Below are 23344 nucleotides of genomic sequence, written 5' to 3'. Positions count from 1 at the left end.
GTCCTAAAAATCAAGCAGCATGTCTGCCTGGGTTTGCAGCAAGTCCATGTACCGCCTGTTGGTGAGCAGGTTATCTGACATATTTTGCTCTATTTTAGCCAGTTTTGGCTTGAGAGCGAGGACATGCATTCCCAGATAATGGAAGATGTCGGTAAGGTGGCTCATTGCGATGCCACCGCCGCCTATTCCGGAAGAAATACCCACCAAAGCGCATTTTTTATTCCTGAACGTATTGGGATAGGTCATCCCGTCGATAAAGGTTTTTAGTATCCCGGGAAAGGAGCCATTGTACTCCGGTACTATGAAAACAAACTTTTTTCCATCCACCAATTGATCGTGGAATTCGTTATAAAGCTCATGCCTCCCATTATTTTCATACAGAGCATTTTCTATGAAATCACTTGGTAAGTTTTCTAATTCCAGAATTTCTGATTGCTCCCCTCTCTCTTTTAGGATACTCCGATAGAGCTCGGCAACAGTTTTGGAAACAGAATTCTTGCGGTTGGTTCCTACGATTATCTTGATCATTTTATGTTTTTTTCTGAAAGGGTTACATTCTTGCTCAGGCAAAAGTTCGAAGCTGGATGGTAATTTATATCTTTAGGCAGGCAAATTAATTCCTATGAACTACCTAAGTCAAATCTCAGAAGCAGCTTCTTTTATTCGTTCACAATATACTAGTGATGTGTCAATCGCGATCATTCTCGGAACAGGACTTGGTCATTTGGGCGATCAAATCAGCGTTGAGAAAGAAATTGATTATGCGGATATTCCCAATTTCCCGCTAGCTACCGTAGAGAGTCACTCTGGTAAATTGATTTTTGGGGAGCTTTCAGGCAAAAAAGTCATCGCTATGAAGGGACGTTTTCATTACTACGAAGGCTATTCCATGCAGGAAGTTACTTTTCCGATCCGAGTCATGAAGAAGCTCGGAGTGAAAACCTTACTTGTCTCAAATGCTTCCGGAGGGCTCAATCCAGACCAGGAAGTCGGGGATGTGATGTTGATCCGTGATCAAATAGATTTGTTTCCGGAGAGCCCGCTCCGTGGAAAGCATTACGAAGAATTTGGTCCAAGATTTCCTGACATGAGCGATGCGTATTCTTCAGATTTGGTGGCAATTGCCTTGGGTTTTGCACGAGAAAATGACTTCAGAGTACATACAGGAGTTTATGTAGGAGTGCAGGGGCCAAATCTCGAAACTCCGGCTGAATACAAGTATCTACGGGGAGTCGGAGCTGATGCAGTGGGGATGAGTACCGTGCCTGAAGTAATTGTGGCAAGACAAATGGGGATAGAGGTTTTTGGGATTTCTGCGATTACTGATTTGGGTGTAGAAGGAAAAATCATGCCTGTGACCATCGCTGCAGTACTTGCAGCTGCTGCCAAAGCCGAGCCTGTGATGGCTGAGATTATCAAGGAAGTGGTGAGGCAGATAGATTGAATAATTAACCACATAGAGGCATAGAGATCATAGGGTCTTCGAGGAACACAGACCAGTTTCTCTTTTTACTTTATGACTTGGTGGTTAAAAACGAAAACCACCAAATTCCAAAGAGCAAACAGCTTTAATTGGTGAATAGAGATCTACTATCAATAAATATTCTCATGATTTGGTTTTTGGGGAATAGCCTATTCAAAGGTTTGTTTCGCCGTGCCGTTGCGCCGCCGCGAGAACTCTTTACCAGCTAGTAGGTCTATAATCCTTTAGAAACTTCCCATTCCAATGCTTGCCTGTATTGATCCCATCAAATAGAGGGTCCAATACACGGGCAGCTCCGTCGACAATGTCTAATGGTGGCTGAAAGTCATGCAATTCTTGCTTTCGCTTAGCAAGTTCCACAGGATCCTCATCAGTTACCCAGCCTGTATCCACGGCATTGGTGTAAATCCCAAATTTGGGCAACTCGGCTGCAGAGGTCAGCGTCATCATATTCAGAGCGGCCTTGGCCATATTGGTATGGGGATGCCTAGCTTCCTTATGAAACTGATGGAATTTCCCTTCCATTGCAGAGACGTTGATAATGTGCTTTTTGCCTGTATTATCTTTTTTCATGATGTTCACCAGGCGATTGCAGAGCACAAAAGGAGCTACAGAATTAACCAACTGTACTTCCAGCATTTCGTTGGTGTGGATTTCTCCCAGTTTCAGTCTCCAGCTGTTTGTCTTCCGAAGATCTACTTGCTGAAGGTCTGCATCGAGTTTTCCGACCGGAAAAATTTCCTCCGAACTTAGAGAGTTGTCTATGCTGTACGGGATTTGTGTAAGCTGGGCGGATGAGGTAAGTCCTATCCCGAGTTGTTTTCCATGCCAGGAAACAGGGAGATTTTTGCTTTCTCCCTCGGAAAATTCCTGACTGAGAATACGTATCTCTTGTAGGCAAGTATGATGGTCAGCAAGCAATTTTTGCAAAGATGAAGAAAGATCTGACCATGTCAAGGTTTCATTTTCCATCAAATGTTGATAAAAACCGCTTGGTCTCCGAACCGTCTGGGCTGCATTGTTGATTAGTACATCCAGTCGCTCATATTTTTGCTCGATGTAATTGCAGAAAATCTCGACACTTGGGATGTGTCTCAAGTCCAACCCATGAATGTGAAGTCGGTCGCTCCATTCGCTGAAGTCAGACTCCTTAGCATACCGGAGTGCAGAATCCACAGGGAACCTTGTCGTGGCAATTACTGTAGCTCCGGCACGAAGCATCATAAGGGTGATGTGGTAACCGATTTTCAGTCTGGAACCTGTGACCAAAGCTACTTGATCTCTCAGGTCTGTAGTCTGAAAGCGCTTGGCATAATTGAAATCCCCGCAACTTGTACACATAGTGTCGTAGAAATGATGTAGCCTATCAAAAGACTCTTTGCATACATAGCACTCTCTAGGAGACTCAAGCCGGATCGCTTCATCTGTCTCTCGGTCCGTCAAAGAAAGCATGCTTGGAGCGATGAAAATCGAGGCTTCACGGGCGGAGCGAATGCCGGTGGTTTTACGGGCACTTTTGTCTTTGTCGGCAATTTTCTTGCGATGGATTTTTTTGGCTCCTTTTTTTCGCTCAGCTAGTTCCTCTTTGGTAGGACGGGAAAATTGTCCCGCAGCTTTCAACAGCGCCAGCCTACTTTTTTTAGGAATGTCAAAAATCTGATCTGTATCCATATTCAGGCTCTCCAGTACAGTAATGCATTGAGCGATTTGTTCAGGCGTGATCTTCATTGGGATTACCGAGGTTGGTTCCTTTTCCATGGCTAGTGTGCTTACAAGGGCGCAAAAGTAAAGATTAAAAAATGGAAATGGTGGTGAGGTTATAGGATAGGACTGAAATACGCTTCTGCATTACGCTGGGCCTTCTAAAGAAAATTGCTGCTGAACTTCAATATGTATGACTGATAGTGTTTGATCTAACTGCTCTCCTTTTTTTGTCTCCTATGATATACTGGTTAATTCCTTGTTTTTAGCTTCGGCGAAAGTTGATCTCAATGTATTCTTCGCTCGCTTTGTGTTCCTTAATCCATGAATGTTTTTTACAATCATCTTAGCTCAGAAGCATGGTAAACGCAGGCTGAATAGTTGAAAATTTCCAATTATTTTTTAGATGCAATTTTCTGTATGAAAAATACAACTAATTTCTATTTTTTTTGCTATGAAGACGAAATGATCCAAAATTTAATTTCAATTTTTGAATCAGCTTTTGGATATGTAGTTTAAACCATATTTATGGAAAGTTACGTTATATGTCAAAATCTATATATTTTTTTAAACCAGATTTATTAAAAATTAATGAAATTATTTATTAGTTAATCAAATTTATACCCTATGGTAATAGTTTTATCATTTTTTTTTAAAAATTTAGATTTTTTTTCGAACTTCTTGTATCAGTATATAATTCTGTTTTTTCTGTCCTGTTCTTTTCTGGGCAGACATTTTTTGATGTTTTATTAAAATTCTCAAATTAATAGCCTGAGAACTCCGTTTAAACAATGAAATGACCGATAAATCAAAATAAACTCGGTTTTTTTGCTGTTTATTGTTTTTAGTATGAATTTTTAGTTTTTTTCAGTTATTTATTGTGACAAAACAAGTTTATTTAGTAATAAACACATATAGTCTAGCTGTCGGGGTATATTTTTTTATTCAGTTGAAAGCGATTTTATTTAGGCATCAACCAAATAAATACCTTATGAGAAAAGCTTTACTAAGTGTTGTTTTGCTCCTGACTTCAGTCCTCTGTTTTGAGGCTATGGCGCAACAACGGGTAATTACCGGTACGGTAGTTTCCGAAGAGGACGGTCTCGGTTTGCCGGGTTCTACCGTCATGGTGAAGGGTACCACAGTGGGAACTACCACCGACATAGACGGCGGTTATTCCATCACAGTACCTGATGGTTCTAATGTCCTGGTGTACTCTTTTATAGGATTAAAATCCTCAGAGGAAGTAATCGGGAACAGAACAGTTATTAATGTCACTCTTATGACCGATGCTGCACAACTAAATGAAGTGGTTGTGACGGCGATTGGAGTAGAGAGAGAAAAGAAAGCGCTGGGATATGCGGTGACCTCAGTTGGTAGCGAGCAGCTGGAGAATAGGCCTGAGCAGGATGTGGCCCGTGTATTACAGGGAAAAGTACCTGGAGTGAGTATTACTTCTACCAATGGGATGTCCGGGTCGGGCACAAATATGGTGATAAGGGGCTATTCCACTGCTACAGGATCAAATCAGCCCTTGTTTGTAGTAGATGGCGTGCCGTTTAATACCAACACAAACGCCACGAATAGTTTTTCTACAGGCGGAGCAACCACCTCGTCCCGTTTCTTGGACATAGATCCAAACAACATTGAGAGTATGTCGGTATTGAAAGGCTTATCGGCTACAGTTTTGTACGGTGATCAGGGTAGAAACGGTGTAATATTGATTACTACCAAATCGGGTTCTTCCAAGCGCAAAAATGCTGAGGTGACCATCAATCAGTCCTTTTTTTCAAATAAGGCTGCGTCTCTTCCCACTTTTGGTACTGAGTATGGAAATGGTTTTCAGCAGGCTCCCGGCTTCTTCTTTTCCAACTTTGGGCCAAGGTTGGATGAAGGACTAACTATAAATCATCCCATTGCGTCCTCTTCCGTTGCTGCGATCAGAAATGCATTTCCTGAATTTTGGGTGGATGGCATAGTGGGTGGAACTCCCATACAGTATGAATACAAGGCTTATGCAGATCCTTCGGAGGTCTTTTTTCGGACCGGGTTGGTGAGCAATTCATCCGTTCAGGTCAGTGGGGGTTCTGACAAGACGAGCTTTAGTGCAAGCTTTGGTTATACAAATGACGAAGGCTTTACTCCCGGCAATAAATTGGTTAAGTATAATTTTGGTTTGGGGGTTAATTCGGCTGTTACAGATAAGTTGAGTATCAATTCCTCGTTCACATTTGCTATTACAGATCTTGAGACTCCTCCTGTAAATGCTGCGCGGGGTTCCGGTCCGGATAATGGCGTGCCTTCTGTGTTTGCACACGTACTGTATACCCCTAGGTCCGTAGATCTTGGAGGACTGCCATTCGAGAATCCAATTGATAATAGTTCGGTTTACTTTAGAGGCGGAAATGATATCGTAAACCCGCTTTGGCTGGTGAAATATTATAAAAACACCTCGGATGTAAAGCGTTTTTTCAATGCGACTTCCCTGGTGTATGATTTCAACGACAATTTCTCGGCTACCTATAGAATTGGTTTGGATACCTACTCTGAATTGCAGGAAGCCATGTACAATAAGGGAGCGGGCAGCGGCGATGCTTCTGTCCAATCCGGTTACTATCGGACCATTAATATCGTAAACACAATTTGGAATCAGGATCTTGTGTTAAATTGGAAGAAGGAGTTTTCTGACAAGATTGGTTTCAATGCGTTGATAGGAGGAAATAGCAGGTATGATACGTACTCTCAAAACGGAATAGTCTCTCAGGGACAGTTAGCATTTGGGTTGTTTAGACATAATAACTTTACTAGCTCGGCTTCTACAGAACCATCGGCATTTGGGGGTAGGAGTCTGAATACTACCGAAGAGCAACAGAGATTAGGAGTGTATGGAACAGTTACATTGGATTACTCCAACTATTTGTATCTGAACATTTCTGCAAGAAATGACTGGACTTCAACAGTAGAAAAAGAGAACCACAGAATTTTGTATCCTGGAGCTTCTGTTTCTTTCATTCCGACTTCGGCGTTCAATTGGAATTCTGCCACATTGAATGAAATGAAATTAAGACTAGGTTATGGGACGTCTGCCGGTTTTCCTTCTCCATATCGTACGCGAAATACATTGGATCAGAATGCGATAGCATTTTCTAGGGACGGTTCTGTGACCCAGACCCACTCTGTTTCAAATCAGCTGGGTAATCCAAACTTAAAGCCTGAATTGATAAAGGAATTGGAGTTTGGTGTGGAAGCAGCGATGTTCAACGGGAAATTAAATTTTGATATCTCTTTGTTTGAGAAAAACACGAGTAATTTGATTACCGATTCTCCTATTGATCCCGCAACAGGTTTTACCACGACGCTTATTAATATAGGGAATATCAGGACTAGAGGGGCTGAACTTCAGGCAAATGTAAATCCTATCTCTACGGCTTCAGGTTTCAATTGGAACTCGATTGTAAATTGGAGTTTGTACAGGTCCATTACTACCGATTTGGGAGCAGGGCTTACAGAAGTTGTTATTTCCGGTACTACTGCGTTAGGCAACTTTGCCATACCAGGCGAACCCTTCAATGTAATTAAGGGAACCGGTTTTGCCCGGGACCCGGATGGTAATCCTATAGTGCTTTCCGACGGTATTTACCAGGCGGATCCGGAGTTGAAAATAATCGGAGATCCAAATCCTAAGTGGACGGGATCGTGGATCAATACCTTCTCCTTCAAAGGATTTACTTTGACGGCAATGATGGAGTACAGACATAAAGGAGATGTGTATTCTACTACTGTAACATCTACGCTGGCCAGGGGTGTGACCAAGGATCCGGTGGCGGATAGAGAGCTCGCCTTTATCATGCCGGGTGTGAGACAAGACGGTGTAAACGAAGACGGTACTCCCCGCTATATCAAGAATGATATCCAGATAAGTGCTTCTGATTATTTTTTCTCAGGCTATCAGGGCAGAACCAATGAGCCGAACCTTTTTGACGGCTCTACTGTACGGCTCCGGGAGGTTTCTTTCGGGTATGAGGTGCCTAAGGGCCTGATTGCAAAAACTCCGTTTAAAAGAGCTTCAGTAGCGGTAAGTGGTACGAACTTGTGGTTTAGAGCACTTAATTTCCCTCCAAACATGAATTTTGATACGGATGTATTAGGAACAGGCGTGGGAAATGGTCTTGGCTTTGATTTCGTGACCGGTCCTAGCTCCAGAAGATTTGGTGGAACTGTAACGCTTACATTCTAATTCCCAAAAACTGATACTAAAATGAAAAGATATATATATAGTCTCATCTGCGCAGTAATGTTGCTTTTGGTTTCTTCCTGTGAGCTCGATCTTCTGGATGATCCAAATAAAGTGACTCCCTCCATAGCATCCCCCAATTTCCTGTTAAACAGGATCCAATTGGATTATAAGGACTTTTATAATGCATTGAGTAACTCGGGCATGAGTTTGACCCGAATTATCAATCAGGGAAGTGCTCAATATGAAAGTGCCTATACGCCACAGTCGACAAATACTTGGTGGTCTAATTCCTATGCCAATATTCTTGCGGATGTTAATTTTCTGGTGCCATTGGCAGAGGAGCTAAACTACCAGAGACATCTGGGTATAGCGAAAACAATAAAAGCAATGGTGCTTTTTAATTTGGTGGATTCCTATGGTGATGTTCCCTTAAGTGAAGCCCTCGATCCTTTAAACTATTTTCCAAAGGTTGATCCCGGCGCTTCGGTTTATGAAGCTGCATTTCAGGCATTGAAAGAGGCTTCTGTGCATTTTACGGCAACTACCTCCATGGATACCACTCCGCTAAATGATTATTATTATGGCAGAGATTATGCGAAATGGATTAGACTGGTGAATACGTTAAAGTTGAGATACTACATCAATACTAAGTTGGTGAATCAGGCTGGATCTACCGCCGGTATCAGTGCTTTGATTGCAGAGGACAATATGCTTAAAGTAGGTGATGATTTCGTTTTTAGATTCGGTACCTCAAATGCTAACCCTGATTCTAGGCATCCAAACTTTACAGGGTCGTATACATCGGGTGGGGGGACATATCATTCTACCTATTATATGTGGCATATGACTGAGGCTAAAGGTTTTGATGATCCTAGAGCTAGGTACTATTGGTATCGGCAAGTAACGGTAAATTCTACAAATCCTGATGAAATCGAGTGTATTACGCAGATTGCGCCGCCTCAATATTTAGTGGGGAATTTTATTTACTGTCTTCCGGGTAAGAGAGGTTACTGGGGACGGGATCACCTAGACCCGGATGGTGTGCCGCCTGATGGATTGAAGAGAACAGTGTGGGGATTGTATCCTGCCGGTGGCAGATTTGATAACGACTCGGGTGCTCCTGTCAACAATCCATCATTGGGGGCGCAAGGGGCAGGTTTGTATCCTATTATGTTGGCTGCATATGTTGATTTTATGCTGGCTGAGGCTGCGTTGACTCTCGATACAGATGCTGTAGCGGCGAAGTCTTACATGCTTTCTGCGGTGAAGAAGCATATGGATTTTGTTACCAATTTTGCGGATGCTTCCCGGGAAGCGACTAACGTATCGGATTTCTATGCAGGTCAAAATCGTGACATTGCCGCCGATGTTGCCGCTTATCTCACCTATATAGGCAGTGAGTACGATGCTGCTTCAAATAAAATGTATATCGTAGGTCGAGAGTATTGGTTGTCTTTATTTGGTAACGGTGTAGAGTCTCTTAACCTTTATAAGAGAACCGGCCAGCCGGAAAAAATGCAGCCCGGTCTTGAACAGGATCCGGGAGTGTTCCCCCGCTCATTCTTGTATCCGAACAACTACATGGTCACAAATAACAATGCTGTTCAGAAATCCGGTTTGGGAGCACAGGTATTCTGGGATACCAATCCGGCCGGAAATGCTTGGGTTTACTAATCTCTTAAATAGATACAATATGAAAATGTTAAAATATAGTTTAGGAGCCTTGCTTAGCGCTGTAGTGCTATTTAGTTCCTGCCGTGATTTTGAAGATCCGAATATTCCGTATTCTGAATTTGATACGGGAGCATATTTGAGAACAATCTCGAGAACAACCAAGCCTTTTGATTTCTCAGATATTGGCAATTCCACATTTGCTTTGACGCTGGAGGCGGTGGATATAGAGGATGGTGCGACTGTGGAGACGGTTGAGGTTATGGTACAGCATAGAAGATTGATTCCTGATGTGGGCTTGGAGTATACTCCTGCCGCCGCTCCTGTATTGGTGAAAACACTTCAGCTTTCGGATTTTGCTCCAAATAATGAATCTCGGTTCTTGCGGACCAGCTTTGTGATTACGGCAACCGAAGCTTTGGCGGTGATTGGTTTGACTGATGATTATTTGGACTGTGATGACGTTTTTGAATTCAGCCTGAACTTGACGGACAAATTCGGCAGGTCTTTCAATAGAGACAATGTCTCGGGAAACATAGCAGGAGCCCCATTTTATAACTCTCCATTTCAATATTTTGTAGACGTGGAATGTGAGTAATTCAGTGTAAATAACTATGTGTGAGTCAAAAGGCAGCGCTTAAGGTGCTGCCTTTTTTTGTAAAATCTTATTTGCCATTAAAGTCTCCGTGCCGCACTCACTCATGGGAAAACGGTTAGTGAAGACCTTGCTTGATAACACGAACGGCAGCAGTGTTTTTTTTGAAAGTCTGTTTTAATCACAGAGTGGATAGGTTTTTTTATACTGTTGAGTGTTTTGGTTTCTCTGGAAGCAGGCTCTAATTTGCGCTTTAGTCCCTGCTTGCGAAGTTTAGATCCCTGTTTGGAATGCGTAACCGGGATATTGCAGTTTTATTGCATTGTCTAGAGCTTTTTTACAGACTTTATCGACGGGGTCAAATGGTGTATTCGGTAAGGCAAATAAGCGATTTTTTATTATTGAATTAAGGGCTTAGCTTTGAATTCTTCTTTAAGAACCAATTATGGATAAGTTTTCTTACATCGCTAACGCTCACGTGTCCTACATCGATGAGCTTTACTCTTCTTACAAGAGTGACCCAGAATCAATCGACCCAAGCTGGAAGGAGTTTTTCAATGGCTTTGACTTTGCACTAACCAATTATGGTGATGAAGATAATACCTCTTCTTCGAATGGGAAGGCTGTTGCTCCTGCAAAAAATGGCGCGCTGGCCACTCCCGGTACCATTATGGACATGGAGCAGTTACCTAAAGAAATTAAGGTAAGAGCGTTGATACATGCTTACCGATCCAGGGCTCACCTGAGATCCAAGACCAACCCTGTAAGAGAACGTAGAGATAGAAAGGCATTGATCGATCCTCAAGATTTTGGTTTGGGGCAAGAGGATATGAACACGGAGTTCCAAGCTGGAAACGAAATTGGGATCGGAACTGCTAAGTTGTCAAAGATATTAGATTCCTTGAAGTCTATTTACGAAGGGTCAGTGGGATTTGAGTACTTATATATCCGTGATCCGGAGATGTTGGATTGGTTCAAAACCAAAGTTGAAAAAGAGGCTTTAGCTTTTAATCCTACCCACGAAGAGAAAAAGAGAATCCTGTCAAAACTTAACCAAGCGGTAGTTTTTGAGAACTTTTTGCATACAAAATACCTCGGACAAAAGCGTTTCTCCCTAGAAGGCGGAGAAAGCACTATCCCGTTTCTGGACGCTGTGATCAACACTTCTTCCCAGCTGGGAGTGAGGGAAGTAATGATAGGAATGGCTCACAGAGGTCGGTTGAATGTGCTGGCAAATATCATGGGCAAAACCTATGAGCAGATTTTTTCTGAATTCGAAGGAACCGCAAAGCCTGATTTGACTATGGGGGATGGGGATGTGAAATACCACATGGGTTATTCCAGTGATATAGTGACACATAGCGAAAACAAGGTTCATTTAAAGCTGGCTCCTAACCCTTCTCATTTGGAAGCGGTGGATCCGGTGGTAGAAGGTTTCCTTCGCGCAAAAATCGATTCTGAATATAAAGGTGATTTCAAAAAAGCTCTTCCAATTTTGATTCATGGTGATGCTGCCGTTGCAGGACAAGGTATCGTGTACGAAGTGACTCAGATGGAAGGACTGAAGGGATATAATACAGGCGGAACTATCCACTTTGTTATTAATAATCAAGTTGGTTTCACTACTGATTTTGATGATGCCCGTTCTTCCATTTACTGCACTGATGTTGCCAAGATCATCGATGCACCCGTAATTCACGTAAATGGTGATAATGCGGAGGCGGTTGTATTCGCAGCCAAGCTTGCTGCCGAATTTAGACAGAAGTTCAGCCGTGATATTTTTGTGGATATGGTCTGCTACAGACGTCATGGTCATAATGAATCCGATGAACCGAAATTCACCCAACCGGAACTTTATAATATTATTTCCAAGCATCCGAATCCAAGAGAAATCTATGTGAAGCGCTTGGCTGAGCGTGGTGATATGGAGGCTAAATTAGCTTCGCAAATGGATGAGGAATTCAGACAATTGCTTCAGGACCGCCTGAATCTGGTGAAGGAAAAGCCACTTCCGTACCAAGCGACCCGTTTTGAAGAGGTATGGAGCAGCCTAAGAAGATCAAAACCTGAGGATTTCGACCAGTCTCCCGAAACAGGGATTAGTGAGGAATCGATTGAAAAAGTAGCTGAAGCATTGACAGTGGTGCCAAAGGGGTTTAAGCCACTTAAACAGATCGAAGCACAATTGAAGCAGCGTAAAGAAATGTTCTTCCAATCCAAATCACTGAACTGGGCGGCTGCAGAATTACTTGCGTATGGTTCCCTGACTCTGGAAGGAAAGACAGTTCGATTGACAGGTCAAGATGTGCAGCGAGGCACATTCTCCCACCGTCATGCGGTACTTCATGATGCTAATACCAATAAAGCCTACAATTCCCTCAAGGAAATGAAGGATAGAAAAGGTGAGTTTTACATTTATAACTCGCTACTTTCAGAATATGCAGTATTGGGTTTTGAATATGGATATGCCATGGCAAATCCAAATGCCTTAACTATCTGGGAAGCGCAATTTGGTGACTTCGCCAACGGCGCGCAGACCATGATCGACCAATTTATTACTTCCGGGGAATCTAAATGGCAGAAAATGAATGGATTGGTGATGTTGCTCCCCCATGGCTATGAAGGACAAGGTCCAGAGCATTCCAATGCCCGTCCCGAGAGGTTCCTTCAGCTGGCGGCAGAGTATAATACAATAGTAGCAAACGTAACGGAGCCTTCGAATTTCTTTCACTTACTAAGAAGACAGCTGGCTTGGGAATTCAGAAAGCCGTGTATCGTGATGTCTCCTAAGTCTCTTTTGAGGCACCCGAAAGTAGTTTCTCCACTTTCTGAATTTACCAAAGGTTCCTTCAGAGAGGTGCTTCCTGATACCACCGTGAATGCAAAAGACGTTAAGCGCGTGGTACTTTGCTCAGGCAAAATCTTCTATGATTTGGATGAAGCGAGAGAAAAAGAGAAAGTGAAGGATGTGGCAATTGTTAGGATCGAGCAACTGCATCCCCTTCCGAAAAAGCAAATGCTGGAAGTGCTGGCAGGTTACCCCGAAGCTGAAATAGTTTGGGTTCAGGAAGAGCCGTCTAACATGGGCTATTGGAATTATATTCTTAGGCTTCTTTACAAAGAATTGCCTATGGAAGTAATTGCCCGAAAAGCCAGTGCTTCCCCTGCGACGGGTTACAACAAGGTCCACGTGGAAGAGCAGAAGAATATTGTTGCTCAAGCGCTTAAATTGAAATAATCACAGCTGTCTGGTAAAGACATCCAAAATAATCATATCATTTTGTTCCTCTCTTTTTGACTACAAAAGAGAAAAAAAGAAAAACTTATGAGCAAAGAAATTAAAGTTCCGGCTGTAGGAGAATCCATCACGGAGGTGACGATCGGCCAATGGTTTAAAAAAGATGGAGACGAGGTTCAGATGGACGAAGTTCTATGTGAATTGGAATCCGACAAAGCCACATTTGAGTTGCCGGCAGAAGCTGCGGGTGTACTTAGAATCAAAGCTCAAGAAGGAGATGTGCTGGAAATAGGAGCTGTGATCTGCGAGATCGATGAGGCAGGAACTCCCGGTAAATCACCGGATACTAAGCCGGCAGAGGAATCCGGCAAAACTAAGGAAGAGCCCAAGTCCTCCGGCGCTAAGTCTACCGGAGAGGTAAAAGAGATGGTGGTGCCTACCGTAGGTGAATCCATCACTGAGGTTACCTTGGCTAATTGGCTAAAAAGCGACGGGGACTATGTGAAGTTGGATGAGATAATCGCGGAAGTAGATTCTGATAAAGCGACTTTCGAATTGCCTGCTGAGGCATCGGGAATTCTTCGCCATGTAGCCCAAGAGGGTGATGTGTTGGAGATTGGTGGAATGATCTGTAAGATTGAAGTGACAGAAGGCGAGCCGGCAGCGGCTGCATCTTCTGAATCTTCTTCCTCTACGCCTTCCGAAGCGGCCGGTTCAGGAAATACTAACTATGCTACCGGGCATGCCTCTCCTGCGGCTTCCAAGATTTTGGCTGAAAAAGGAGTTTCTCCGGAGTCAGTGAAAGGAACCGGAAAAGACGGTAGAATTACCAAAGAAGATGCCCAATCGGCTCAAAAGCCAGCCCCGGCTCCGGCAAAAGCTGAAAGCAAACCTGCAGTAAGTTCAGCGCCTGCACCTGTGGCAGGATCTAGAAATGAGCGCAGGGAGAAAATGTCTTCATTGAGAAAAACTGTAGCCAGAAGATTGGTGTCAGTAAAAAATGAGACAGCAATGCTTACCACATTCAATGAGGTGAACATGAAGCCAATCATGGATTTAAGATCCAAATTCAAGGAGCAATTCAAAGAAAAGCATGGGGTAGGACTTGGATTTATGTCTTTCTTCACCAAAGCGGTGTGCGTGGCACTTCAGGAATGGCCTTCTGTGAATGCAAAAATTGACGGAAATGAAATTGTTTTCAATGATTTCTGCGATATCTCTATTGCTGTGTCCGCTCCGAAAGGATTGGTGGTGCCGGTGATCAGAAATGCGGAAGCCATGAGTTTCGACCAGATAGAAAAAGAAGTTGTAAGACTGGCTGGAAAAGCCAGAGACAACAAACTTTCTATTGAGGAAATGACAGGTGGTACATTCACCTTGACTAACGGTGGAATCTTCGGCTCGATGATGTCCACCCCGATTATCAATGCTCCGCAATCAGCCATTCTGGGAATGCACAATATCGTTCAGCGCCCTATGGCTGTGAATGGGGAAGTGGTCATTCTTCCGATGATGTATGTGGCGCTTTCTTACGATCACCGAATCATCGATGGACGTGAGTCGGTTAGCTTCCTTGTAAGGGTAAAAGAATTGCTTGAAGATCCAACCAGATTGTTGTTTGGAGTTTAAAAAGTATCTAGTAACCAGTACAAAGTATCGGTTAGGGAGGTTATTAGGTGAGTGTACTGGAAAGCTTTCCTATTTTGATGCATAAAAGTTTCAATTGAAAGCAAGTGGAGGTCTTGATACTCGATACTTGCTACTAAAATCTAACAACATGTATGACGTTATAGTAATCGGTTCCGGTCCGGGTGGGTATGTTGCAGCAATTCGCTGCGCACAGCTTGGATTGAAGACTGCCATTGTTGAAAAATATCCTACGCTTGGAGGTACTTGTCTTAATGTAGGCTGTATCCCTTCCAAAGCCCTTTTAGATTCCTCTGAGCATTACCACAATGCGGCCCATACGTTCAAAACTCATGGGATAAACCTGAGCAATCTGAAGGTAGATCTGAAACAGATGATCAGCAGAAAGGATGATGTGGTAAAGCAAAATACAGATGGGATTCAGTACCTGATGAAAAAGAATAAAATAGACGTTCATCAGGGAGTTGGTTCATTCGTGGATAAAACCACCGTGAAAGTCACCAAGGACGACGGATCATCTTCAGATATTCAGGGGAAAAACATCATCATTGCAACAGGCTCGAAACCATCATCTTTGCCTTTCATCAAGCTGGACAAAGACAGAGTGATCACCTCTACAGAAGCATTGAATCTGAAAGACATTCCAAAGCATCTAGTCGTGATCGGCGGTGGTGTGATTGGTTTGGAACTGGGTTCTGTCTATGCGAGAATGGGAGCAAAGGTTTCAGTGATTGAATTTATGGATTCACTTATCCCTACCATGGATCGTACCATGGGCAAGGAACTCCAAAAGTCTTTGAAAAAAATCGGTTTTGAATTTTTCCTAAAGCATAAAGTGACTTCAGTGGAAGCCAAAGGCAAAGAAGTTACTGTAAAAGCTGAAGATTCTAAGGGAGAAACGATCGAAGTAAAAGGTGATTATGTTCTGGTTTCTATCGGCAGAAGACCGTACACCGATGGCTTGAATGCTGAGGCTGCCGGAGTGAAGATCACCGATAGAGGTCAGATCGAAGTCAATGATCACTTGCAGACCAATGTGCCGAATATCTATGCGATCGGAGACGTGGTGAAAGGTGCCATGCTTGCGCATAAGGCTGAAGAGGAAGGAGTTTTTGTGGCTGAAACTATCTTGGGACAAAAACCTCATATCAATTATAATCTGATTCCTGGAGTAGTGTATACATGGCCGGAAGTAGCTGCTGTAGGTTTTACTGAGGAGCAGCTGAAGGAAAAAGGCATTAAGTACAAAACAGGAAAATTCCCATTCATGGCTTCCGGACGTGCGAGAGCGTCTATGGATACAGATGGATTGGTGAAGGTTTTGGCAGATGCTGAGACAGATGAGATTCTAGGAGTGCATATGATCGGCCCAAGAACTGCGGATATGATCGCTGAAGCGGTGGTAGCTATGGAGTATCGGGCATCAGCGGAGGATATTTCCAGAATGTCTCATGCACATCCGACTTACACAGAAGCGTTCAAAGAAGCTTGCCTTGCAGCGACAGACAATAGAGCACTGCATATTTAAGTTGGTAAAGAGAATTATAGAAGAGACCATTCGGAGAGATTCGGGTGGTTTTTTTCTTTTTGGGGAAAAATAGTTTACTTCCATTATGAAGTTTAAAATTGCCATTCTGGGTGCGGGTAATGTAGCTTGGCACTTGGCGCCCGCATTGGAAGATGCCGGACATGTGATTACAGAAGTTTACGCCCGAACTATCAAAAGCGCAGAGCAAATCACGGATCGGGTCTATTCCGGTGAGCCCAAAGATGATTTGGATTTCTCAGCCAGTGAAGCAGAGATTTTTATTATGGCTGTCAAAGATTCAGCGATTCTGGACTTGGCAGATGAGATTATTCTGCCTGAGGATAGCATTTTGGTGCATACTTCAGGTTCTGTGGGATTAGATATGTTGAATTACAGCTCAGCTACCTATACCGGGATTTTTTATCCCTTACAATCTTTCACCAAAGGGCGGAAAATTGAATTTGATGAGGTGCCGTTTTTATTGGAATCTGATGATGAAGAGACACTTCAAAAACTAAAAAAATTGGCTAAAAGTCTGTCTCCACTCACGTATACTGTGCGGTCCAAGGATAGGAAAGCCATGCATATTGCAGCGGTTTTTGCTAGTAATTTTTCCAATCATATGATAAGAATCGCTGAAGAAGTGATGCGGAGGCAGGGATTGGATTTTGATATGCTGAAACCACTGATCATTGAGACGATTTCCAAAAGCTTACAGATTGGGGCAAAAGCAGCTCAAACCGGTCCTGCAATACGCGAGGACTACGAAACTCTGGAAGACCATCACAGATTTTTGAGTTACAATGAAGGAATTGCTGAAATCTATCGATTAATCTCCCAGGATATTATCGATAGCTGATCAGTACGACCAGGTTCCTGCTTCTCTTTTTTCAAACTTCCCTATGACATGATTGTTCTTTTGTTCCGTCCATTTATCATGATTGTTTTGGTACATCTTTCAGCCTAAGTTCGAATAAGTCGGTTCTTCGATCTTTTAGGTTTCGTACACTTCCAAATTCATTCAACTCTCTAAGGAGCGAAAGATCCACATCCGCGATTAGTGTCATCTCATTGTTTGGAGTGGCTTCAGCTTTGATGCCGTTGCTTGGGAAAGGAAAGTCACAAGGGGTAATCACCATGGACTGCGCGTATTGCATATCCATGTTGTGAACCTTTGGCAGATTTCCTACGCTTCCGGCCATGGCTACATAGCATTCATTTTCTATAGCTCTTGCCATAGCACAATTACGGACGCGGGAATAGCCATTTTGCGTGTCGGTAAGGAAAGGGATAAATAGAATGTCCATGCCTTCATCGGCTAATATTCTGCTTAATTCCGGGAACTCGGCATCGTAGCAGATCAATATCCCGATTTTGCCACAATCCGTATCAAAAGCTTTTAAGACAGTACCTCCTTGCATCCCCCAGACCTTAGCTTCCAGCGGTGTAATGTGAAGTTTTTCGTAGGATTCAATCGATCCGTCACGTTTGCAGAGGTAACCTACATTATACAATTTATCATTTTTGATCTTCGGCATGGAGCCGGTGATGATGTTGATATTGTAGGAAACAGATAATTGGGCAAAGCGCTTGACAATTTCGTCGGTATATTTTGCCAATCCACGGACTGCCTGTGCTTCGCTTAAATGATTGAATTCCGCCATCAGTGGCGCATTGAACAGCTCGGGAAAAAGGGCAAAATCGGAACGATATCCTGACACGGCATCGATAAAATACTCAGCTTGCTGCATGAGTTCATCCAAATTATCATACAGACGCATTTGCCATTGGATCAAGCCAAGGCGTACTATGGTCTTGTTGGTTGATGCTTTTTTGTTGGGTTTTTCGTAGAATATATTATTCCATTCCAGCATCACGGCAAATTCACTCGAAGCTGAATCACCTTCCAGATAATTTTTCATAATCCGTGCAGGATGAAAATCGTTGGCCAGCTGGAAATTCAAAACAGGGTCGTAAATCTCCTTGAGCTTTACTTTTTCCAAGTATTCTTTTGGTCCCATTTGATCCGAATACTTGTGGTAGTTGGGGATTCGCCCACCAAAGACAATTCCCTTTAGATTCAGCTTTTCGCAAAGCTCCTTCCGGTAATCATATAGTCTCCGGCCCAACCTCAAGCCTCGGAATTCGGGTTTGATGAAAACATCAATTCCATAAAGCATATCGCCGGCATTGTTGTGATTGTCGAAAGTGAAGTCGGTGGTGATGTCTTTGTAGGTATGTTCTCCCTCCAGCTCGGCATCGTTTACCACGATAGAAAGCGCACAGCCTGCCAATTGATCGTTTATCTTGATGACTACCTGTCCTTCAGGGAATTTAGTGATTAAAGTTTCTATTTGATTTTCGTCCCAATGTGACCCGGGCATACTTCTGTATGCTTCGATCATAGCTGCTTTTAGATCTTTATAATCCGAGGGCTGAAGATAGGATAGTGATATGTTTTCTACTTGAGTGTTGTCCATATGTTCGGATTGAATAGGCGGATTAAAATCTTTTAAAAAAAAGATAAAGAGAGAATTTGAAGTGATGATTGGTCTAACTATGGGATATGTTTTATAGATAAGCATAGCGCATCTAACCAAAAAATCCTTTCCGTAATGGAAAGGATTTGAATAATTATACTGAGGGATTATTTAAGCCATGCAAGCTTTACCTCTTCAGGTGCCTTCATCCTATCTGCAAGTCTCATGTATCTATCAGACAATTTCACGAGATAATCTTGGGCTTTAGAGGCTACATCATTTAGTCCGGTTAAGTGTTCTATCTTCCAAAGGTTGACTAAGTGATCGATGATTCTCGCATAATCCCAACCTGTGTAAATCCCAACTTTCTGAGTAATAGCTGAGAATTGGGTAAATAATGAGGGATTGGAGCTTCCTTCTCCCATCAATACAGCAGGCATTACGATTTGTTTTCTCATTAACTTTTCAAAAGCGATGATTGCTCCATTGGGATCAATGTCGAAAATAGCTGACATAAAGCTTTTGTAAGCCTTCTCATGCCTTGCTTCGTCTCCTGCGATCTGTTTGCAGATTCTTCCCAGCACAGTGTCTCCTGCGATATCCGCAAGTTTGCCTGTGTTTACATGGGAGACTTTAGTGGCCCTCTCCTGAAATGATGTATAAACGATAGCCTGATAGGGATCTCCGCCGGAATTCGGGTCAAATCCATTCATTAGCAATCTATGAATAGTTTGTTCTACGGCTTTCATGTCCACTCTTCCGGTCATGTACAGATATTTGTTGAGAAGATCGCCATGGCGGTTTTCCTCGGCTGTCCATGACTTAGACCATCTTACCCAGCCCGAAGGTGATAGTAAGTTTCTCTCAGGATTGATTCCTTCTAAAAGGTTGAAATAGGTCTGATAACTGGGAAGTGCTTCCTCAGTGATCATATTACCGACAAGAGAAGTCAGCACCGTATCAGGAATGCCTTCTGCTCTTTTTTGTAGAAATTTGATTTCATCGTAAATATCAGGATTCCCAAAATCAGGCAGGAAATCTGAAGGTTGCCAGCACTTGTCCGGGTCAACGAGGATATTGTCTACAGCATCACCAACAAGACCATCCAATTGAGAGATAACCTCTATGTTTTTTTCTAGTTCGTAATTTATTTCTCCTGATTTCATCATGGATAAATTTAGGTCCGAATTAAAAATAACTCGGTACAGTTTTGAATTAGGACAAATTTACTCACAAATGGACAAATTACTGATAGAAGTGTCTATCAATGATTAGGAATTCCTTAAGTAACCATCATACAAAGGATTAACCGAGCAAACCAAGTGGGTGTTATTTTTTGTTTTTATGATTTGCTCATTTTTGTCTTTTGATGGGGTGAATTTTCTTAAGTCACCTGCTCTCTATTTATAAGCAAATTTATGGCTTCTTAGTTCACCCAAGTGTAAAAGCCCCAAAGAAAGCTTTTACTCGGAGATTTAATAATCCAATTTGTATGCTACTACTTTATTTTTGAAGAAAGTCGGTACCAATACAATATTGTCCTCGGGGATGAAGCCTATGTCAGCTGTATTTGACTCCGCATCCTTAGTGTCCAGCATTAAAGTTTCCTCTTCGCCATTGACAAAATATATCTCTCCAGCCCATCGGGAAGCAATGTATTTGCCATCTCCTAAAATCACAAGACCATCACCGCCTGTGACATTTTTGTTCAGGATTTCAGCACTGCCATCGGCATTAAGCATCTTCAGGCCTGATTTGTCCAATCCATAAAGCGTTCCGTTGTCGGCGATGGCGATCCCATTGATAGATTCGTGTCCTTCCGTGACGGTGGAGATTTTGCCATCTTCAAGTAGGTGGACTTTACCTGTGTTCATATCAGTGAAATATACTTTCCCTTCATGCGTGGCAAGATCATTTAAGAAACCAGCTCCTTTAATTGGGTGTTTTTTACTGATTTTTCCTGATTCCAGATTTATTTCTACCAGCTGATCAATATCTGTTACATACAATTTTCCGTTGGTGATCCCCATTCCTTTTGGTGCATTAAGCCCTGTAACCCATGCTTGATTGACGATGTTTCCTTCTTTATCAATTATGGAAATTGATCCTTTTCCGTCTTTTTCTCTGGGATCACCTTCAATATTAGATACATAGATTTTTCCCGAGGAAGCATCGTATAGCACTGATTCATTAGTGATTAGTGTAGTGTCGGTTTCCCAGATTTTGGTTAGAGTTGGAGTTTTTACCACCTCCACTATCTCTTCTTCAGTGATTTCCTCTGTCTTTTGGGGGCTGCATTGTGCGAAAAGCAACGCTGATGATATGCCCAGAATGGTGAATTTTAGCGTAGTGTTCATAAGATTAAGATTTGGTTGTTTTCTAAGGTTGATTATTTATTGCTAGACAAAACAGTATTAATAGCATTGTCCATGTACTTTAACTTCAAGAGTAGAAGGTACAACAAAAGAACTTTTGTGTCAAAGATATGGGAAAGGACTTGGTTCTTCCAATATCAAAATTCAGGAATTTTGGTTGAGTTTTATTTTGGTTTTTTTTCGTATGTTAGATTGGATAGGGAGGATTTTAGTCGATTATTACAGCGAAATTCCAAAAATTGGTTTGAAGAATACATTCAAATGTTCAAAATCCTGAAAAATCTCCTTTAATGGATTATTTTATCTTCGAATATAAAATCGACTTATCTTAGGAGCTATTCTAACCTACCAACTTAATGAGAAAATATTTCAACGTTGCAATGCTGGCCACTTTGGTGTTGGCATGCACTACCAAAGGACAAGAGGAAACTGTTGACTATACCTTGCTTTCTGATGCTGAACGTCTGGAAATTGCGAAGGAAATTGCCCGTGAAACTATAATGGTGGATGGGCATGTGGATTTGCCCTACCGGATGAAAGTAGGAGGATTTACTCTTCAACGTGAAGTTTTGGATGTATCAGTGCGTACTCCTGATGGCAATTTTGACTTTCCAAGAGCAAAAGAAGGTGGGCTGGATGCTCCATTTATGTCTATTTATATTCCAGCAGGTCTTCAGCAGACCCCGGGTTCCTCAAAAGCTTTAGCGGATTCTTTAATACTGATGACGGAGCGTTTGGCAGAGACATTTCCGGATAAGTTTGCGATGGCCTATAGTCCTGCTGATGTAGAGACGAACTTTGCCGCAGGCAAAATCTCCTTGCCGATGGGGATGGAGAACGGATCTGCACTTGAAGATGATATTGCCAATGTGGCTTATTTTCATGGAAGAGGCATTCGCTACATCACTCTTACTCATGGCAAAGCCAACCTGATCGGTGACAGTAGCTATGATACCGTGAGATTATACAACGGCTTGAGCGAATATGGTGAGCAGGTAGTGGCTGAGATGAACAGGGTAGGGATCATGGTTGATCTTTCCCACGTTTCGGATGATACATTCAGAGATGCTTTGGCCATCACCAAGGTGCCTGTAATCGCTTCACATTCTTCTGCTAGGAAGTTTACACCGGGTTTTGAGCGAAATATGAGCGATGAATTGATCCAGGCTATGGCTGATAACGGAGGCGTGATGATGATCAATTTCGGGGGATCCTTTATAGATTCTGCCTACGCTGCGGGTACAGATAAAGTGCGGGAGCATTTGGTAAATTATATGGCTGAAAATAATCTGAGCCGTCGTGATTCGGCCTTTCAGGCCTATGCTGCGGAATATGCTGCTGCAAACAATCCTTTTCCTACGGTGCAGCGGGTTGCCGACCACATCGATCATGTCAAAAATCTAGTTGGGATAGAATATATAGGATTGGGCTCTGATTTTGATGGGGTGGGAGACTCTTTGCCGACTGGGCTGAAGGATGTTTCCATGTTTCCAAATTTGATTGCAGAGCTTCTAAAGAGGGGATACACCAGAGATGAGATAGAAAAGATATGTTATAAAAATGTATTTAGAGTTTGGAAGGCGGTGGAGGATTATGCTGCGGGGCAAAAATGAATTTCAAGTAAACTCAGAGGTATAAACCCTGTTTCTCGACTGAAGCAGGGTTTTACTTTTTAAACCCTATTTGCTTTCGCTTTCCCAGATTTGGCTTCAAAAGCTCTTCAATCATCTGATAGATGTGATTAATGTGTTCGTTTTGATTGGATTCAGCATCTTGCAATGCTTGAATTTTGTTCTGCAATTCTGAATAATTTAAAGCCCATTCTCGAATCTTTACGAAAATCCTGATAATGGAGATATTTACTTGGATAGCACGCGGACTATTGAGAACTGATGAGAGCATCGCTACTCCTTGCTCTGTAAACACGTACGGTAAACTACGACGGCCTCCCCAACTTGAGGTCGCAAATTGCGACCTCAAGTTTTTCCATTCTTCTGAAGAAAGCTGGAACATGAAGTCCTCAGGGAATCGATCAATACTTCTTTTGACTTGCTCATTGAGACGCTTCGTCTCCACAACATACATTTCTGCCAAATCACTATCCAGCATAACTTTTTGTTGGCGGATTTTGTGGATGAGCTGGAGGACCTGCTCTTCGTTTAAAAGTTAGTTCATAGATGTGGTTATTATAAAAAGTGTAAATCTAATATAGGAAAATCCGGAATTTTAAACATTCATAATGTCGTGAAATGACCGTACCTCGAATAAAATCCCGTCAAATTTTCCATATTCTGCTTTGAAAGCCCTGTTTTTCAGCCATTTTGACCGAAAAAAGTAATTGGAAGTAGGTTTGATAATACAGAGTGAGAAATGAAGGTGCGCTAAAGAG

15 protein-coding genes are annotated in these 23344 nt (G+C 42.5%); 9 read left to right on the top strand and 6 right to left on the bottom strand.

Translation table 11 applies throughout. The annotated features are described in order from the left end of the window. Positions 1-3 precede the first annotated feature (3 nt). On the bottom strand, positions 4-528 hold the full coding sequence (locus J2X69_RS16990) for an NAD(P)H-dependent oxidoreductase (RefSeq protein ID WP_310105927.1): 525 nt from the start codon (positions 526-528) through the stop codon (positions 4-6). Between the two features lie 94 nt (positions 529-622). Here J2X69_RS16990 and J2X69_RS16985 point away from each other — a divergent pair, with 94 nt between their 5' ends. Next, positions 623-1444, top strand: a complete 822-nt coding sequence (locus J2X69_RS16985; protein WP_310105923.1) for a purine-nucleoside phosphorylase — start codon at positions 623-625, stop codon at positions 1442-1444. 237 nt (positions 1445-1681) lie between these two features. Here J2X69_RS16985 and J2X69_RS16980 read toward each other — a convergent pair whose 3' ends face one another. Then, positions 1682-3241, bottom strand: coding sequence for an SDR family oxidoreductase (locus J2X69_RS16980; protein WP_310105920.1), 1560 nt, complete (start codon positions 3239-3241; stop codon positions 1682-1684). Between the two features lie 934 nt (positions 3242-4175). Between J2X69_RS16980 and J2X69_RS16975 the strand changes: the two genes are divergently transcribed. The 7 genes from J2X69_RS16975 to J2X69_RS16945 all read left to right on the top strand — a co-directional run bounded on the left by J2X69_RS16975 (position 4176) and on the right by J2X69_RS16945 (position 16959). Continuing rightward, positions 4176-7421, top strand: coding sequence for a SusC/RagA family TonB-linked outer membrane protein (locus tag J2X69_RS16975; protein WP_310105915.1), 3246 nt, complete (start codon positions 4176-4178; stop codon positions 7419-7421). Positions 7422-7442: 21 nt separating this feature from the next. Further along, a complete protein-coding gene (locus J2X69_RS16970) occupies positions 7443-9095 on the top strand; it encodes a SusD/RagB family nutrient-binding outer membrane lipoprotein (protein ID WP_310105912.1) in 1653 nt (550 codons plus the stop codon). A 19-nt stretch (positions 9096-9114) separates the two neighbouring features. Continuing rightward, positions 9115-9690 carry a hypothetical protein gene (locus J2X69_RS16965; protein WP_310105909.1) on the top strand — a complete coding sequence of 192 codons (576 nt, stop codon included), beginning with the start codon at positions 9115-9117 and terminating at the stop codon, positions 9688-9690. Between the two features lie 442 nt (positions 9691-10132). Then, on the top strand, positions 10133-12925 hold the full coding sequence (locus tag J2X69_RS16960) for a 2-oxoglutarate dehydrogenase E1 component (RefSeq protein ID WP_310105906.1): 2793 nt from the start codon (positions 10133-10135) through the stop codon (positions 12923-12925). 87 nt (positions 12926-13012) lie between these two features. Further along, entirely contained in the window at positions 13013-14554 is a 1542-nt protein-coding gene (gene odhB, locus J2X69_RS16955; protein WP_310105903.1) for a 2-oxoglutarate dehydrogenase complex dihydrolipoyllysine-residue succinyltransferase, read from the top strand. Between the two features lie 148 nt (positions 14555-14702). Further along, positions 14703-16100, top strand: a complete 1398-nt coding sequence (lpdA, locus tag J2X69_RS16950; protein WP_310105901.1) for a dihydrolipoyl dehydrogenase — start codon at positions 14703-14705, stop codon at positions 16098-16100. 85 nt (positions 16101-16185) lie between these two features. Further along, a complete protein-coding gene (locus J2X69_RS16945; protein ID WP_310105898.1) occupies positions 16186-16959 on the top strand; it encodes a DUF2520 domain-containing protein in 774 nt (257 codons plus the stop codon). A 76-nt stretch (positions 16960-17035) separates the two neighbouring features. Here J2X69_RS16945 and J2X69_RS16940 read toward each other — a convergent pair whose 3' ends face one another. The 3 genes from J2X69_RS16940 to J2X69_RS16930 all read right to left on the bottom strand — a co-directional run bounded on the left by J2X69_RS16940 (position 17036) and on the right by J2X69_RS16930 (position 20937). Further along, complete coding sequence (locus tag J2X69_RS16940; RefSeq protein WP_310105895.1) at positions 17036-18580, bottom strand: bifunctional GNAT family N-acetyltransferase/carbon-nitrogen hydrolase family protein; 1545 nt, start codon at positions 18578-18580, stop codon at positions 17036-17038. A gap of 167 nt (positions 18581-18747) precedes the next feature. Continuing rightward, complete coding sequence (locus tag J2X69_RS16935; RefSeq protein WP_310105892.1) at positions 18748-19749, bottom strand: acyl-ACP desaturase; 1002 nt, start codon at positions 19747-19749, stop codon at positions 18748-18750. Between the two features lie 306 nt (positions 19750-20055). Beyond that, a complete protein-coding gene (locus J2X69_RS16930) occupies positions 20056-20937 on the bottom strand; it encodes an ATP-binding protein (RefSeq protein ID WP_310105889.1) in 882 nt (293 codons plus the stop codon). Positions 20938-21311: 374 nt separating this feature from the next. Here J2X69_RS16930 and J2X69_RS16925 point away from each other — a divergent pair, with 374 nt between their 5' ends. Then, positions 21312-22568, top strand: a complete 1257-nt coding sequence (locus J2X69_RS16925; RefSeq protein ID WP_310105886.1) for a dipeptidase — start codon at positions 21312-21314, stop codon at positions 22566-22568. A 52-nt stretch (positions 22569-22620) separates the two neighbouring features. On the opposite strand, the gene J2X69_RS16920 is transcribed toward J2X69_RS16925, so the two are convergent. Further along, on the bottom strand, positions 22621-23082 hold the full coding sequence (locus tag J2X69_RS16920; RefSeq protein WP_310106063.1) for an ORF6N domain-containing protein: 462 nt from the start codon (positions 23080-23082) through the stop codon (positions 22621-22623). Positions 23083-23344: the final 262 nt, after the last annotated feature.

Origin of the sequence: Algoriphagus sp. 4150, assembly GCF_031457395.1 — a bacterium.
In the GTDB taxonomy this organism is placed as follows: Bacteria; Bacteroidota; Bacteroidia; order Cytophagales; family Cyclobacteriaceae; genus Algoriphagus.
Note: the sequence above shows the minus strand (reverse complement) of the source record. Positions and strands in the feature narration are given on the sequence as shown.